Origin of the sequence: Desulfomicrobium norvegicum, assembly GCF_900114595.1 — a bacterium.
In the GTDB taxonomy this organism is placed as follows: Bacteria; Desulfobacterota; Desulfovibrionia; order Desulfovibrionales; family Desulfomicrobiaceae; genus Desulfomicrobium; species Desulfomicrobium macestii.
In genome coordinates this window covers 98,138-110,852 of sequence record NZ_FOTO01000009.1, presented here as the reverse complement: position 1 = coordinate 110,852, position 12,715 = coordinate 98,138, and the positions used below count along the sequence as shown (strand labels likewise).

The window sequence follows — 12,715 nt, the reverse complement described above, 5'->3', positions numbered from 1 at the left end:
CATGCCGACCTATCTATCCCCCGGGATTTACACCCGGGAAACGGACTTCAGTTTCTATGTGAAGCAGATCTCGACCTCGTCGGCCGCCATGGTCGGAGTGGCCGAGAAAGGCCCGATCAACAAGCCCGTGCTGGTGACGAGCTGGGAGCAGTTCATCAACCGTTTCGGCTCCTATATCAACGAGAGCTATCTGGCCTACGCCGCCCGGGCGTTTTTCGACAACGGCGGCTCGGTCCTCTATGTCACCCGCATCGCCCATCTCACCGACCCCACCGACCGGGACACCCTGACGGCGCTGAAGTCTTCCATCGTGCTGCAGAACCGGGAGGCGACGCCCGCCGACGCCCTGCGGATCGAGGCCGTGAACGAAGGCGTCTGGGGCGACCGAATCTCCGTCTCCATCGAGGATGGCTCTCTAGATCCGGCCAACCATTTCAACCTGGTGGTCCGGCACAAAGGCGATGTGGTCGAGGTGTTCAAGGATCTGAGCATGGACGAGACGCTGCCGAACCATGTGGAGCTGGCGATCAACGACCGTTCGGATTTCATCCTGGTCCAGGATCTGGCAGCCGCGTCGGGAACGCCCGGCAACCGTCCGGCATTGGGCGTGTTCGCGCTCAGCGGCGGCGACAACGGACTGACCGATCTGGCCGATGCGGACTTCATCGGCGATCCCTCGCAGCATACCGGCCTCTATGGCTTTGACGAGATCGACGCCCTGAACCTGCTGATGGTTCCCGGCGTCACCACGGTGCCGGTCATCAACGCCGGAATCACCTATGCCGAAGGGCGCAAGGATCTGCTGTTCATCGCCGACACGCCCATGCATCTGGAGCCGCTCGAAGCGGTCGACTTCCGCAAGGGGCAAGGGATGTACAGCCACGCGGCCTTCAACTCCTCCTACGCGGCGCTCTACTACCCCTGGCTGGAGATCAGTGATCCGGTCAACTCGCGCAAGAAGCTGATGCCGCCCTGCGGCGCGGTGGCGGGCTGCATCGCCCGCAGCGACCAGAAGACCAACGTCTGGAACGCGCCCGCCGGTATCGACCGTGGCCGCATCTTCAACACGCTCTCCCTGGCCTACAAGACCAGCCGTGGCGAGCGAGATGTGCTCTATCCGGAGGGGATCAACGTCATCGCCGTGTTCCCCGACACCGGCATCAACATCTGGGGCCAAAAGACACTGCAGAGCCAGCCCTCGGCCGTGGACCGCATCAACGTCCGCCGCCTGATGATGTACATGGAGGAAGCCATCTCGGAATCCTCCCGCTTCGTGGTGTTCGAGCCGAACCATCCCCAGACCTGGCGTGCCCTCGGCCGCCTGATCAACCCCTTCCTGCAGGACATCAAGGACAAGGGCGGCCTCTACGACTTCGCTTTCCAGTGCGACGAGGAGACCAACACCCCGGCGGTCATCGACCGCAACGAAATGGTGGCCCGCGTGTTCGTCAAGCCGACCAAGACGGCGGAGTTCATCGAGCTGAACTTCATCCTGACCAGCACCGGCGCGGACTTCAAAGAAATCATCTAACGGGAGAACACGGCTATGAGAAGCGGAAACATGCCCAAGAGCCTTTACCAGAACTGGCAGTTCGCCATCGAGGTAAACGGCTTCGACGTGGCCCTGTTCCACAAGGGACAGGAGCCCAAAACCGAATTCGAGGAAGTGGCCTTTGCCCCGGCTGGTTCGATGTTCGACCAGAAGGTGGCGGGCCGGGTCAAGTTCGAGGACATCACCCTCGAGAAAGGCAACCTGCAGGACGGCTCCGACGAGGCGGCCCGCGAATGGATCAAGAAACAGGTGGACGTGAACGCCGTCACCGGCGGCCTTCCGGCCGACTACATGCGCGACATCGACGTTGTCCGCTACGACCGCACCGGCAACGAGACCCGCCGCTGGACCCTGCACGGGGCCTGGGTGAAGGCGCTCGAATACGACGAGCTCGAAGGCGGCAACACCGAAAACACCATCGAGAAGCTCACCATCTGCTTCCAGTACTGGACCTAAACCGGAGGATCGACCATGTACAGCTTTGAACTGCCAAGCGGCACTGAACTCGAGCTCCGGGAAATGACCGGGGCCGAGGAAGAACTGCTCACCAACCAGCGCCTGATCCGCTCCGGAGAGGCGATCAACCAGGTGCTCCGCAACTGTTTCGTCCGGCTGGGCGAGAAGACCGACCCCGATCTTTCCGAGGTGATGAACCTGCTCTCGGGTGACCGGCTGTTCGCCTTGGTCCGCCTGCGCCAGATTTCCCTCGGCGACGAGGTGGAGCTGGAGCTGAGCTGCCCGAACAGCGCCTGCCGCATGACCAACTTCGTGACCGTCAATCTCGAGGATCTCAAGGTTACTCCCTACGGCGAGGAGCGGGAGTTCGCCTTCAAGCTGCCCGGCTCCAAGAAAACCGTGCGCTTCGGATATCTCGACGGCCACAAGGAAAAGCGTCTGGCCAGCCTGCGCGAGCCCAACATCAGCTCGGCCATGCTGATCCGCATCCTCGACATCGACGGCAAGGCCCCTTCCAAGAAGAGCCTGGCGGAAATGTCGATGCGCGACCGCAACGCCCTGCGGCAGGAGATGTCGCGGGTCGACGCGGGAATCGACACCTCGGTCGAAACCGAATGCGATGGCTGCGGCACCAAGATCCGCACCCGTCTGGAGGCCGAACCGGCTTTTTTGTTCCCAGGAGTTCGCTTGTAAGCGACGCATTCTTTCTCGCTTACGGCGGACTGCACTGGGGCTGGTCGGAAACCCGCTCGCTGCCGCTCAGGGTCCGGCGTCAGTTCGTCGAGGCCCTCGAGCGGCAGCTTGATTTTGAACGTGAGCAAACGGAACGGCGATAGATGAACGGCGATCTCGGACTGGGCATAGTGGTATCGATGAAGGATGCGTTCTCGCAGAACGCGCAGCGCATCCGTGGTTCCATGATGGACCTCGATTCCACCGTGGCGGATGCCAGCGAGCGGATGACCCGCAACCTGGACCGTATCCAGCAAGGCACCATGATGCTGGGGGCGGGACTGGCCCTGATGGCAGTGCCCGCCGCCCTGGTCGCCTCCACCGCCGCGACCCAGAAGGCCTTGGGCGAGCTGGCGTCCCTTGGCGTGCAAGACCTCCGGGCCATCGAGGACGCCGCAGAATCTTTCACCAACCAGTGGTCCGGTGCCGACAAGGCGGCGTTCATCACCGCCACCTACGACGTGAAATCGGCCCTGTCCAACCTCAGCGACGAGGCGGTGGGCGTCTTCACCTCCATGGCCGCCATGACCGCCAAGGCGACCAAGGCCACCACCCAGGAGATGGTCGGCACCTTCACCACGGCCTACGGGATCTTCAAGCCCATCATGGCCGACATGAACGACATGGAATGGGCGACCGCCTTTTCCGGAGCCATGGCGCAGACCGTGGCCTCGTTCAAGACCAACGGCACCCAGATGGCCGACGCCATCAAGAACATCGGCGCGGTGGCGGCCGCGAGCAACATTCCCCTGAACGAGCAGCTCGCCGTGCTCGGCCAGCTCCAGACCACCATGCCGGGCTCCGAGGCGGGCACGCTGTACAAGGCGTTCATCATGAAGGCGGCCGAGGCCGGTGACGAGCTTGGCCTGTCCTTCACCGACACCAGCGGCCGTCTCAAGGGCGTGGTTCCCATCCTGCAGGAGATCAAGCGCCAGTTCCCCGATCTCTCCAACGCCGCCGCCCAGGTGAAACTGAAGAAGGCCTTCGGCTCGGACGAGGCGGTCAAGTTCCTGCTGCAGATGTCGGCGGGCATGGAGAGCCTCGAAGGCAATATCCAGTCGGTGGGCCGAGCCATGAAGACCGGCACGGCGGTCACCGAACAGATGGCCGACGCCATGAACCAGGACATCGGAGCCCGGTTCCTGCTCCTGCGCCAGCAGGTGGCCAACCTCAGCGAAATCCTGGGACGCACTCTGCTACCGGTGGTCACGCCGGTGATCAACGGCGTCTCCGGCTTCATTCTGTTCCTACAACGCATGGCCAAATCGATGCCGGGCGTGACCCGGGTAGTCCTTGGATTATCCATGGCCCTCGGCACCATTCTGGTCGTGGCCGGAGCCGTCACCGCCGCCGTGGGCATGGTGGGACTCATGCTTCCAGCCATCAAGGCCGGGTTCGTGGCCATCAGCGCCGCGCTCGCCGGGGTGGGTTCGGCGGTCGCGACCTATTTTCTGCCTGTTACCGCGATCATCGCGGGCGTGATCCTGTCGGTGTATCTGCTCAAACGCGCCTGGGAAACCAACTTCGGCGGCATTCAGGAGATCATCACCGGGGCCTGGAACAAGGTCTCGCTGGTCTTCCAGGGGATCAGAGAGCTGGTTGGCTCTCTCAGCGGCGGCGTCGGGCAGATGTCGGCCGAACTGGCACAGAAGCTCGAATCCGCCGGGCTGTTGGGCTTCGTGGTCACTGTTTTCAAGGCCTATTACCGGGTTCGGGAGGCCATGTCCGGATTGTGGGGCGCGTTCTCCCATGCCTTTGACCGCATCCGCGCCATCCTCGAACCGACCGTCCGTACCCTGATGAGCGCCTATGCGGCGCTGGCCAGCGCGGTCTTTTCGGTGGTGGAGATCTTCGGTGTGGCCGCCAGCGCTACTGACGGGTCGTCCTGGCGCACCTTCGGCACGGTTATCGGCACCGTCGCCGGTGTGCTTCTTCAGGGGCTGGCATTCGCGCTGAAGATCGTGGCCTGGAACCTGTCGCTCATCGTCCGAGCCCTGGCGGTGGTGGTGCGCAGCGTGGTTTGGGTCGGCAAGGTCATCGTCGGGTCCCTGGTCGGAGCGGCCAAGTTCATCTACAAGTTCCTGTTGCCCGTGCGCATGATCGGCGAGGCCTTCGTGGCCGCCGGGAAGATCGTCTATGCGGTCTGGCAAGTGCTGACCGGCGACATTTCCCTGCTGGACGGTCTCAAGGCCATCGGCGGCGCGGTCTACGATTTTCTCGCCACCCCGTTCCGCTGGGCGCGGGATGTGGTGGTCGGTGTCTGGAATTTCATTTCCGGGATCTTCACCTCCATCGGCCGCCTGGTGGCTGACGCCGCCGGACAGATCGGCCAGGCGATTCTGAATCTGCCGATCATCAGCACCCTGCGAGATCTGTTTGCCACCGTGCGCTCCTTCTTCGCCGGGGATACCACCTTCTTCGAGGCGGGCAAGAAGCTGCTGATCACCCTGGGCGAAGGGATCTGGTCGGCGGTGACCTATCCCTTCACCATGCTCAAGAACGCCTTGGGCAAGCTGCGCAATCTGCTGCCGTTTTCCGACGCCCGCGAGGGACCGCTCGCCAGCCTGACCGCCTCCGGCTCCGCGCTGCTCAAGACCCTCGCCGACGGCATGAGCCTTACCCAGACGCTGCCCGCGAAAGTGTTCGGTTTCGCCGCTCGCGGGATTCTCTCGGCTGCTGCGGGAGCCTGGCAGCAGATCAAAACGGCAGGCGGAAACCTCATGGACGCCGCCTCGGCTCCCTTCCGGATGGCCGGAAAACTCTGGGATGGGCTGACCACCGGGGCTCAAACCGTCGCGGCCAAGGCCGGTGCCATCTTCGGCGGTCTCAAACAATCCCTGTTTGGCGACACGCCTGAGCTGGCAATCACGCCGCCCAAGGTCAATGCCTGGGACGCGCTGGCCACGGGAGCCGTCACTGTCCGCGACCGGATCGTTGCCACGCTATCGGCCGTGCCCGGCGCTGTCGGTCGAATCTTTACCAACGCCGGTGCCGAGGGGCAAACCCTCTGGCAGAGACTTTCCAGCGGCGCGAGCGCGGGCATTCAGGCGATCAAGGATCGCAGCACCGGGATCGCCAACGGTTTGCTCTCCTCCGCTCGCGCCATGCTGGGAGTCCAGACCCCGATTCCGCAGGTGGCCGAGCAGAAACAACCGCTCGGAGCTACGCCGCCCGCCGAATCGATTGGGCAACGCATCATCGAAAGCGTGCTCAGTCTCATGCCGCGTCTGGACGAGCGCCTGGTGCCCAAGGCTCTGAGCGCCATGCTGATGCTCCAGCCGGTCATGGCCACGGCCGCGCCGCATCCGCAACAGATGAACGGCACCGTGCAGACCGTCGCGACAGCCGTCGAGCCGGTAAGTAAGAGCTATATCCAGCCGTTCGCGGTGGAACCGGCACCGGAAAAGGGAGATGCCTCGCCAGCTCCGGCCGGGATCGAGCGGCCCAAGACGGTCTCGCCGACTCCGATTGCGAAGCCCCTGCAATCCGGACTGACCGAGACGGTGCCTTCCGAACGGTTGATTATTCCGGCCCGCACCGCTCCCGCGACACCCCTGCGGGGAGAGGACGCCGGTCCGGGTCTGCGCGAGCTTCTGGAATCGCTGCTCTCGCGCCTCGATGGCCTGGCCGACCGCCCGGTGGAACTGAGCGTGACCACCAACATCGATGGCCGGAAGGTGGCCGAGGCCGTCTACAAGGATCTTCGGGAGCGGAAGATCAGAAACTACGAAACACTTTGAGAGGACCGATGAAACGCATCTTTGTCTGCAGCCCGTTCGCGGGTGACATAGCCCGAAACGTGAAGGTCGCAGAGGCGCTTTGCCGACGGGTCATGAGAAACGGTCACGCGCCGTTCGCGCCGCACCTGTTGTATCCAACCTTTACCGATGACAGCGTCCCCGAGCAGCGGGAGACTGGCATCGCCTGCGGCCTGGCCTACATGGAATGTTGCGACGAGGTGTGGGCGTTCACCGGCAACGGCATTTCCAGCGGCATGCGGCAGGAACTCGACCGGGCCGGACAACTGGGCAAGCCGATCCTCGAGATCGCCGAGGTGTAAGCAATGGCCTGGGATCAACAGCCCATCAAGGGATATCTGGTGGACGCCGACACGGGGGAGCGGCTCGAATTCCAGTACAACCCCAACTCCATCAGCGACGAAAAGTCGACCGACTACGCGACGATCAAAATCCCCGGCATGAGCCATCCGCGCTACCAGTACGTCGCCGGGGAACCGCGCCGGATCGCCTTCAAGGTCGAGCTGTTCAAGGGGCCGGTGAAGCAGAAGGTCGACTGGCTCCGCTCGCTGCAATATCCGGAACACGCCGGAACCATGCTCAAGAACGCGCCGCACCGTGTGCTGCTGATTTTCGGCGATCTCTACCCGGGCGTGACCTGCATCGTCCGGCAGGTGAAGGCGCGTTTCTTCGGCCTGTTCGACCGGGACAACCTGCTGCCGCAACGGGCCGAGGTGGACATCGTCCTCGAGGAATATGTGGACCGTTCCATTAACTGGTCGGAGGTGCGCTCATGATCGGCCGCAATTCCCGCTACGCCCGCTGCGTTCTTTACCGGGACAGCGACGGCACCTCCCTCGGCATGCGCCAGCGCATCGACACCACCCCCAGACACGACGACCGCCTGCACACCGTGGTCGAGGGCGACCGTCTGGATCTGCTGGCGCACCGCTATCTGGGCGACGCCCGGCTCTGGTGGATCATCTGCGACTACAACGACCTCTTTTTCCCGTTGGCGCTCGAGCCGGGTCTGGCGCTGCGCATTCCCTCCCGCGAACACGTCCAGATGCGCCTTCTCGACTGAAGCGTCCGACACCTCGCCATGCCTTCCGGTAAGTAAGCAGGGAACTGCGAACCGCCGGAGAAACGCATGGATCTGGATACCTTCAAACCGACATTTCTGATTCAGATCGAGGGGCAAGACCTCTCGAAGGACATCACCCAGGAGATCACCTCGTTCGTCTTCACCGACAACGAGGAAGAGCTGGATGTTCTCGAGCTGTCGGTGACCGACCGCAACCTGCAGTTCGTCGACGATCCGCTGTTCCAGGAAGGCAACGAGATCGTGGCCCGCTTCGGCTACGTGGGGAACCTCTCTCCGCGCAAGAAGGCGGTCATCAAGGACATCGATTACGACTTCCCGGAAAACGGCGATCCGACCATCCGCATCAAGGCCTACGACAAGGGCTTCAAACTGGCGGGCAAGGAAAACCAGAAGGTCTGGCAAAAACCTGCTCCCGGCATCCTCTATTCGGAAATCGCCGAACAAGTCGCCGCCGCCAACGGCCTCTCCCCGGTGGTCACGGCCACCAAGGGGACCCATCTCCGCGTCACCCAGAGCAACATCTCGGACGCCCAGTTCCTCAAGGAGCTGGCGGAAAAGGCCCGCGACCGCGATGGCGACGGCGTGAGCGGCTATGTCTTCTATATCCAGGACGACGAACTCCATTTCCATCCCCGCGAGCTCGACCAGACGCCGCTTCTGACCCTCGAATATTTCACCGACACCAAGGGCCTGCTGCGCTCGTTCCGCCCCAGCACCCAATCCCAGGGAGCCAAGGGCGCGGGTGTCGAGACCAAGACGGTCGGCGTCGACCCGCGCAAGAAGGACGTGGTCGAGCACAAGGCCAACAACGCTAGCACCCCCGAGCGGACGGCCCTGGGCAAGCAGACCTATCTGGTCGACGGCAACACCGGCGAAGGCAGCTTCAAGGAACAGGAGACGGGGCAGATCGTGCCCAGCTTCGACCGTGCCGAAGGCTTTCACGAAGAGCCGCGCCAGGAGCCCGCCCAGGACAGCGCCGAGGGCAAGTTCCGCGAGGCCGAGCTGCGTCAGGTCGAGGCGGACGCCGCCACCATCGGCATTCCCCAGCTACGCGCCAAGAAAAACGTCGAGATCAAGGGCGTGGGACGGAAGTTTTCCGGCATCTACTACTGCCACTCGGTGCGCCACAGCATCAGCGGCGCAGGCTATCTCTGCGAACTCAAACTCAAGAAGAACGCCCTCGGCAAGGGCGCGGGCGACAAGTCCGCCAAGTCCCAGGGCAAATCCAACGACAAGGAGGCCCCGCCCACGCCGCAAAACGAGCCGCCAGCCATGGTGACCATCGACGCGGATTCCGGCGCGGTCACACAAGGAGGCGGCAATGGGTGATCTCAGCAAGAATTTCAACCGCTCGGAATTCGCCTGCAAAGGCACAAACTGCTGCGGCCATTCGGCTGCGGTCCATCCCGACCTGGTCGACGCCCTGCAGACGCTGCGCGACCGCATCGGCAAACCGCTGTCCATCACCAGCGGCTTTCGCTGCAACCGGCACAACAAGGCGGTGGGCGGCGCGGAGCAGAGTTTTCACACGCTGGGCATGGCGGCGGACGTGAGCTGTCCCGCTGGCGTTTCGCCTGACGCACTGGCGGTCATCGCCGAGGAGATCCCTCTCTTCCGCGAGGGCGGCATCGGCGTCTACGCCTCCTGGGTCCATCTCGACGTGCGCCAGTCGGGCAAGGCGAGGTGGCGGTCATGAGCGCCGAAACCAAGACCCTGTTTTCCGGCACCGCGCGGGGTCTCTCCGGGCCGCTTCGGGTGGAGATCCTGCCCAATGGAATGACCGCGAGGCTGACCCAGCCGTTCCGTGTCCGCACCGGCGCTGGCCGCATCATCGAAGTGCCCGCCGGGTTCGAGACCGACTTCGCCTCGGTGCCGCGCCTATTCTGGCGCGTGGTGCCGCCCTGGGGACGATATTCCCCGGCGGCCGTCGTTCACGACTACCTCTACCACACCGGAAAGGTTTCGCGGCTTGCTGCCGACCGCGTCTTTCTCGAACTGATGGCGGCTCTGGGCGTGCCTCTGTGGAAACGCCAGGTCATGTATTGGGCGGTTCGCCTGGGCGGCTGGCTGGCCTGGGACACCAGTCGAAAACGGGAGACGGAGCATGCTTGAAACCCGCGACCGTCAATCCGAGGAGCGCTACCGCAACCGCTGGTACGGCAAGTACCGGGCCTTCGTGCGCGACAACAACGACCCCGAACGCCTTGGCCGGGTCCGGCTGGAGATCCCCGCCGTGCTCGGCAGCGGGCGGGAGAACTGGTCCGAATGGGCCGCTCCCTGTTTCCCCTACGGCGGCAACGACGACACCGGCATGTTCCTGGTCCCAGAAGAAGGGGCCTCGGTCTGGGCCGAGTTCGAGGGCGGCGTCGTCCAGTATCCGATCTGGACCGGGGTCTGGCTGGCCAAGAGCAATCCCGGCGAGCAGCCCGAGGAATCCAAGCGCACCTGCGCGAATGCCTTCTGTCATGACTGCGAGGACAAGGTCGAGCATCAGGCCAACCGGCACGACGATCTCGAACACAAGAAGTACCACGGCCATCCGCCGTATTACTGCCCGCGCCTGAAGGTCCTGCTCAAGACCGAGACCGGCCACACCATCCTGGCCGATGACCGCGACGGCGACGAGCTGCTGCGGATCATCGACCGCGCCGGGCAGATCCTAACCATGGAAGGGAAGGTGAAGCCGGAGATGCAGAGCGGCAACGCCCTGCGGCGAGGCACGAAGGACGCCGAGAAAGGTGACCAGTTCGACATCGCCTCGCAGATTGTCGGCTCCCGCGCCCGCATCCAGCTCACCGACCTCTGCCGCCAGCAGGTGATCCTCGAAGCCTGGCAGGACAAGGAGAAGGTCCACATCCTCTCGTGCGACAAGGGCCGCTCCCGCTGGCAGAAGATCCTCATCGACACCACCAAGGGCCGGGAGAAGGTTCACATCTGGGGACTCAACGGCACTCAGGAAATCCTCGTCGATTCCACCGCCGCCGCCGAACAGATCCGGCTCACAGACAAGGCCGGTCAGGTGGTGCGCATGAACGCCGCGCCAGGCCAGGAAAGCATCAGCGCCACCGACAAGTCCGGCAGCCTCGTGTTCATGGATGGGGTGGCCGGAAACATCATCATTCGCTCGACGAACACTGTCTTGATCAACACCTGAAGGAAGCATTGCATGGGAGAAAGAACAACAACGCCCTCCGGGCTCTCGGCCAGCGAGGAATTGCTGGCCCGGACCTTCGATCATTGGCGGGAGGAATTCCGCAGCATCCTCGAAAGCCACCGCCGGGAAATCCAGGACCGACTCGAGAAGATAGAGCGTGAAATCGAGAAGAAATCGGACAAGGAAAACGTCGAGGTGCTGGTCCGCTCGATCTATTCCGATCTGCACCGGCACGCCGAGGAGATCGACCGGCTGCACGCCCGGGTCGGCTCCAAGATGGGGACCGAGACCATGTGGAAGATCGTCGGCCTGGTGTTGACCATCGGCAGCACCATCGGCGGACTCATCGGCTTTCTGATCCATCTGCTGCTGAAGGTGAACCCATGAGCTCCCAGGCTCGACTTGGCGACATCAGCAGTCACGGCGGCGTCATCATCACCGGGGCAAGCCGAACGCTGGACAACGGCATGCCGGTGGCCCGCATGGGGGACCTGCACGTCTGTCCCATCCCGGGGCATGGCGTGACGCCCATCGTGACCGGCAGCTTCGACACCATCACCGAAGGATTGCCCAACGCCCGCATCGGCGACATCACCGCCTGCGGAGCCATCATCGTCACTGGCAGTCCCGACACCATCGACAACTGAGGGGGACGCGATGAACAATCTCGAACAGCCGCAGGAACCGCACTACTGGGATGTTTTCCCGAAACTGATCCGGGTCTCGCGATCCCCATTCGTTCAGCGCATTCCGCTTTCGATCCGTGGTCTGCCCGAAGCGCCGGTGTTCGAATCGTCCAATCCCGACGTGGCCAGTGTCGATGAAGACGGCAATGTCGAATGCGGCTTCGTTCCCGGAGCGGCCATGATTCTGGTCTGGGATTCGCCCGAGCGGCTCAGCCTGCGTCACGTCCAGGTCGAGGTCTATGGCGGCGGCGTCTCTGCACCGGTGGAGGTCCCTTCATGACCGATACCCTGGCAGCCTTCAGCCACTGGGATCTACAGCCTCGCTCCATCCGCCTCTCCGCTGGCGAGTTCGAGCAACGGATTCCGCTCTCCCTGCGCGGCGACGTGGACGCTCCGGTCTTTGCCACCAGCAATCCGGAGGTTGCGGAGATCGGGCCGGACGGTGTCATTCGCTGCGGCTGGACCATCGGCAACGCCGTGCTCATGGTCTGGCGATCCTCGGCCCGGGACAGCCTTCGCCATGTTCTGCTGGAGGTCCGCGATCCGTCCTGGTTCGCCGACCACCCGGACTTTGCCAGTGGAGCCACGGTCTTCCTCAGCGGCATGGTGGTCAACGCCCTCAACACCAGCGGTGTCGGCAACGCGCTGATCGAATTCCGCCGCTCGGAAACCGGCCCGGCTGCGTACCAGACCTTCGCCAACGCCTATGGCGGGTTCGAGCTGTCCGTACCCGAGGGGTTCTATTACGTGGAGGTCACCGCGCCGGGATACATCGCCTGGCATGGCTGGGTGAACGCCGACCCCAACACCTCCGGCGACATCCAGATCGTTCTCTCGCCCGAGCTCGACGGCCAGGTCGCTCGCATCGTGTTGCAGTGGGGCCTGAACCCCCGGGATCTCGATTCCCATCTCACCGGACCGACGCCATCGGGCAGTCGCTTCCATGTGTTCTATTCCCACACCATCGAAAACGAGGCGGCGGAATTGGACGTGGACGACACCAGTTCCTACGGGCCGGAGACCATCACCATCCATCGGCTCATCCCCGGCGTCTACCGTTACGCGGTCCACGACTACACCAACCGCAACGCCAATCCGAGCACCGGCCTGGCGCAGTCCGGAGCATCGGTGAAAGTGTTCCTGAGCGATGGCCGTGAGCAGACCTTCACCGTTCCCAACGCCCCGGGCACGGTCTGGACCGTGTTCGAAATCGACGGCGCGACCGGGACAGTGACGACGGTCAACGCCATGAGCTATCAATCCCAACCCGCCAATGTCGGCATGTAATGGAGG

General features: G+C 63.5%; 14 protein-coding genes and 1 pseudogene. All 15 read left to right on the top strand.

Going from position 1 to position 12,715, the window contains the following annotated elements; genetic code table 11:
• The first annotated feature begins 1 nt into the window (after position 1).
• The 15 genes and pseudogenes from BMZ24_RS13300 to BMZ24_RS13230 all read left to right on the top strand — a co-directional run bounded on the left by BMZ24_RS13300 (position 2) and on the right by BMZ24_RS13230 (position 12,709).
• Complete coding sequence (locus BMZ24_RS13300; RefSeq protein WP_092193092.1) at positions 2-1,531, top strand: phage tail sheath C-terminal domain-containing protein; 1,530 nt, start codon at positions 2-4, stop codon at positions 1,529-1,531.
• A 15-nt stretch (positions 1,532-1,546) separates the two neighbouring features.
• On the top strand, positions 1,547-2,008 hold the full coding sequence (locus BMZ24_RS13295) for a phage tail protein (protein ID WP_011366977.1): 462 nt from the start codon (positions 1,547-1,549) through the stop codon (positions 2,006-2,008).
• Positions 2,009-2,023: 15 nt separating this feature from the next.
• Entirely contained in the window at positions 2,024-2,701 is a 678-nt protein-coding gene (locus BMZ24_RS13290; RefSeq protein WP_029895034.1) for a T4 family baseplate hub assembly chaperone, read from the top strand.
• A 143-nt stretch (positions 2,702-2,844) separates the two neighbouring features.
• Positions 2,845-3,717: pseudogene (locus BMZ24_RS20515) on the top strand (phage tail tape measure protein); the annotation flags it as partial.
• 2,771 nt (positions 3,718-6,488) lie between these two features.
• On the top strand, positions 6,489-6,800 hold the full coding sequence (locus BMZ24_RS13280) for a DUF7768 domain-containing protein (RefSeq protein WP_092193088.1): 312 nt from the start codon (positions 6,489-6,491) through the stop codon (positions 6,798-6,800).
• Between the two features lie 3 nt (positions 6,801-6,803).
• The gene (locus tag BMZ24_RS13275; RefSeq protein WP_011366981.1) at positions 6,804-7,274 is read left to right on the top strand and encodes a CIS tube protein; all 471 of its coding nucleotides are present in this window, start codon (positions 6,804-6,806) and stop codon (positions 7,272-7,274) included.
• Positions 7,271-7,561 carry a LysM peptidoglycan-binding domain-containing protein gene (locus BMZ24_RS13270; protein ID WP_027182236.1) on the top strand — a complete coding sequence of 97 codons (291 nt, stop codon included), beginning with the start codon at positions 7,271-7,273 and terminating at the stop codon, positions 7,559-7,561. Before BMZ24_RS13275 ends, BMZ24_RS13270 begins: the two co-directional genes overlap by 4 nt.
• A 66-nt stretch (positions 7,562-7,627) precedes the next feature.
• A complete protein-coding gene (locus tag BMZ24_RS13265; protein ID WP_092193086.1) occupies positions 7,628-8,911 on the top strand; it encodes a phage late control D family protein in 1,284 nt (427 codons plus the stop codon).
• Positions 8,904-9,278 carry a YcbK family protein gene (locus BMZ24_RS13260; RefSeq protein ID WP_092193084.1) on the top strand — a complete coding sequence of 125 codons (375 nt, stop codon included), beginning with the start codon at positions 8,904-8,906 and terminating at the stop codon, positions 9,276-9,278. Before BMZ24_RS13265 ends, BMZ24_RS13260 begins: the two co-directional genes overlap by 8 nt.
• Positions 9,275-9,694 (top strand): DUF1353 domain-containing protein, encoded by a 420-nt coding sequence (locus BMZ24_RS13255; protein WP_092193082.1) that lies wholly within the window; start codon positions 9,275-9,277, stop codon positions 9,692-9,694. The genes BMZ24_RS13260 and BMZ24_RS13255 overlap by 4 nt, the downstream gene beginning before the upstream one ends.
• Positions 9,687-10,736 carry a phage baseplate assembly protein V gene (locus BMZ24_RS13250; RefSeq protein WP_092193080.1) on the top strand — a complete coding sequence of 350 codons (1,050 nt, stop codon included), beginning with the start codon at positions 9,687-9,689 and terminating at the stop codon, positions 10,734-10,736. The genes BMZ24_RS13255 and BMZ24_RS13250 overlap by 8 nt, the downstream gene beginning before the upstream one ends.
• A 12-nt stretch (positions 10,737-10,748) precedes the next feature.
• Positions 10,749-11,123, top strand: coding sequence for a hypothetical protein (locus BMZ24_RS13245; RefSeq protein ID WP_013514566.1), 375 nt, complete (start codon positions 10,749-10,751; stop codon positions 11,121-11,123).
• Positions 11,120-11,383, top strand: coding sequence for a PAAR domain-containing protein (locus BMZ24_RS13240; protein ID WP_011366988.1), 264 nt, complete (start codon positions 11,120-11,122; stop codon positions 11,381-11,383). Before BMZ24_RS13245 ends, BMZ24_RS13240 begins: the two co-directional genes overlap by 4 nt.
• A 10-nt stretch (positions 11,384-11,393) precedes the next feature.
• Positions 11,394-11,702: a hypothetical protein gene (locus BMZ24_RS13235; protein WP_020886740.1), complete on the top strand. Its 309-nt coding sequence runs from the start codon at positions 11,394-11,396 to the stop codon at positions 11,700-11,702.
• The gene (locus tag BMZ24_RS13230; protein WP_092193078.1) at positions 11,699-12,709 is read left to right on the top strand and encodes a hypothetical protein; all 1,011 of its coding nucleotides are present in this window, start codon (positions 11,699-11,701) and stop codon (positions 12,707-12,709) included. The genes BMZ24_RS13235 and BMZ24_RS13230 overlap by 4 nt, the downstream gene beginning before the upstream one ends.
• Positions 12,710-12,715: the final 6 nt, after the last annotated feature.

What these genes read in the sequence shown, in the direction of transcription:
- BMZ24_RS13300 (WP_092193092.1), top strand. Translation starts at nt 2, where the DNA reads ATGCCGACCTATCTATCCCCCGGGATTTACACCCGGGAAACGGACTTC.
- BMZ24_RS13295 (WP_011366977.1), top strand. Translation starts at nt 1,547, where the DNA reads ATGAGAAGCGGAAACATGCCCAAGAGCCTTTACCAGAACTGGCAGTTC.
- BMZ24_RS13290 (WP_029895034.1), top strand. Translation starts at nt 2,024, where the DNA reads ATGTACAGCTTTGAACTGCCAAGCGGCACTGAACTCGAGCTCCGGGAA.
- BMZ24_RS13280 (WP_092193088.1), top strand. Translation starts at nt 6,489, where the DNA reads ATGAAACGCATCTTTGTCTGCAGCCCGTTCGCGGGTGACATAGCCCGA.
- BMZ24_RS13275 (WP_011366981.1), top strand. Translation starts at nt 6,804, where the DNA reads ATGGCCTGGGATCAACAGCCCATCAAGGGATATCTGGTGGACGCCGAC.
- BMZ24_RS13270 (WP_027182236.1), top strand. Translation starts at nt 7,271, where the DNA reads ATGATCGGCCGCAATTCCCGCTACGCCCGCTGCGTTCTTTACCGGGAC.
- BMZ24_RS13265 (WP_092193086.1), top strand. Translation starts at nt 7,628, where the DNA reads ATGGATCTGGATACCTTCAAACCGACATTTCTGATTCAGATCGAGGGG.
- BMZ24_RS13260 (WP_092193084.1), top strand. Translation starts at nt 8,904, where the DNA reads ATGGGTGATCTCAGCAAGAATTTCAACCGCTCGGAATTCGCCTGCAAA.
- BMZ24_RS13255 (WP_092193082.1), top strand. Translation starts at nt 9,275, where the DNA reads ATGAGCGCCGAAACCAAGACCCTGTTTTCCGGCACCGCGCGGGGTCTC.
- BMZ24_RS13250 (WP_092193080.1), top strand. Translation starts at nt 9,687, where the DNA reads ATGCTTGAAACCCGCGACCGTCAATCCGAGGAGCGCTACCGCAACCGC.
- BMZ24_RS13245 (WP_013514566.1), top strand. Translation starts at nt 10,749, where the DNA reads ATGGGAGAAAGAACAACAACGCCCTCCGGGCTCTCGGCCAGCGAGGAA.
- BMZ24_RS13240 (WP_011366988.1), top strand. Translation starts at nt 11,120, where the DNA reads ATGAGCTCCCAGGCTCGACTTGGCGACATCAGCAGTCACGGCGGCGTC.
- BMZ24_RS13235 (WP_020886740.1), top strand. Translation starts at nt 11,394, where the DNA reads ATGAACAATCTCGAACAGCCGCAGGAACCGCACTACTGGGATGTTTTC.
- BMZ24_RS13230 (WP_092193078.1), top strand. Translation starts at nt 11,699, where the DNA reads ATGACCGATACCCTGGCAGCCTTCAGCCACTGGGATCTACAGCCTCGC.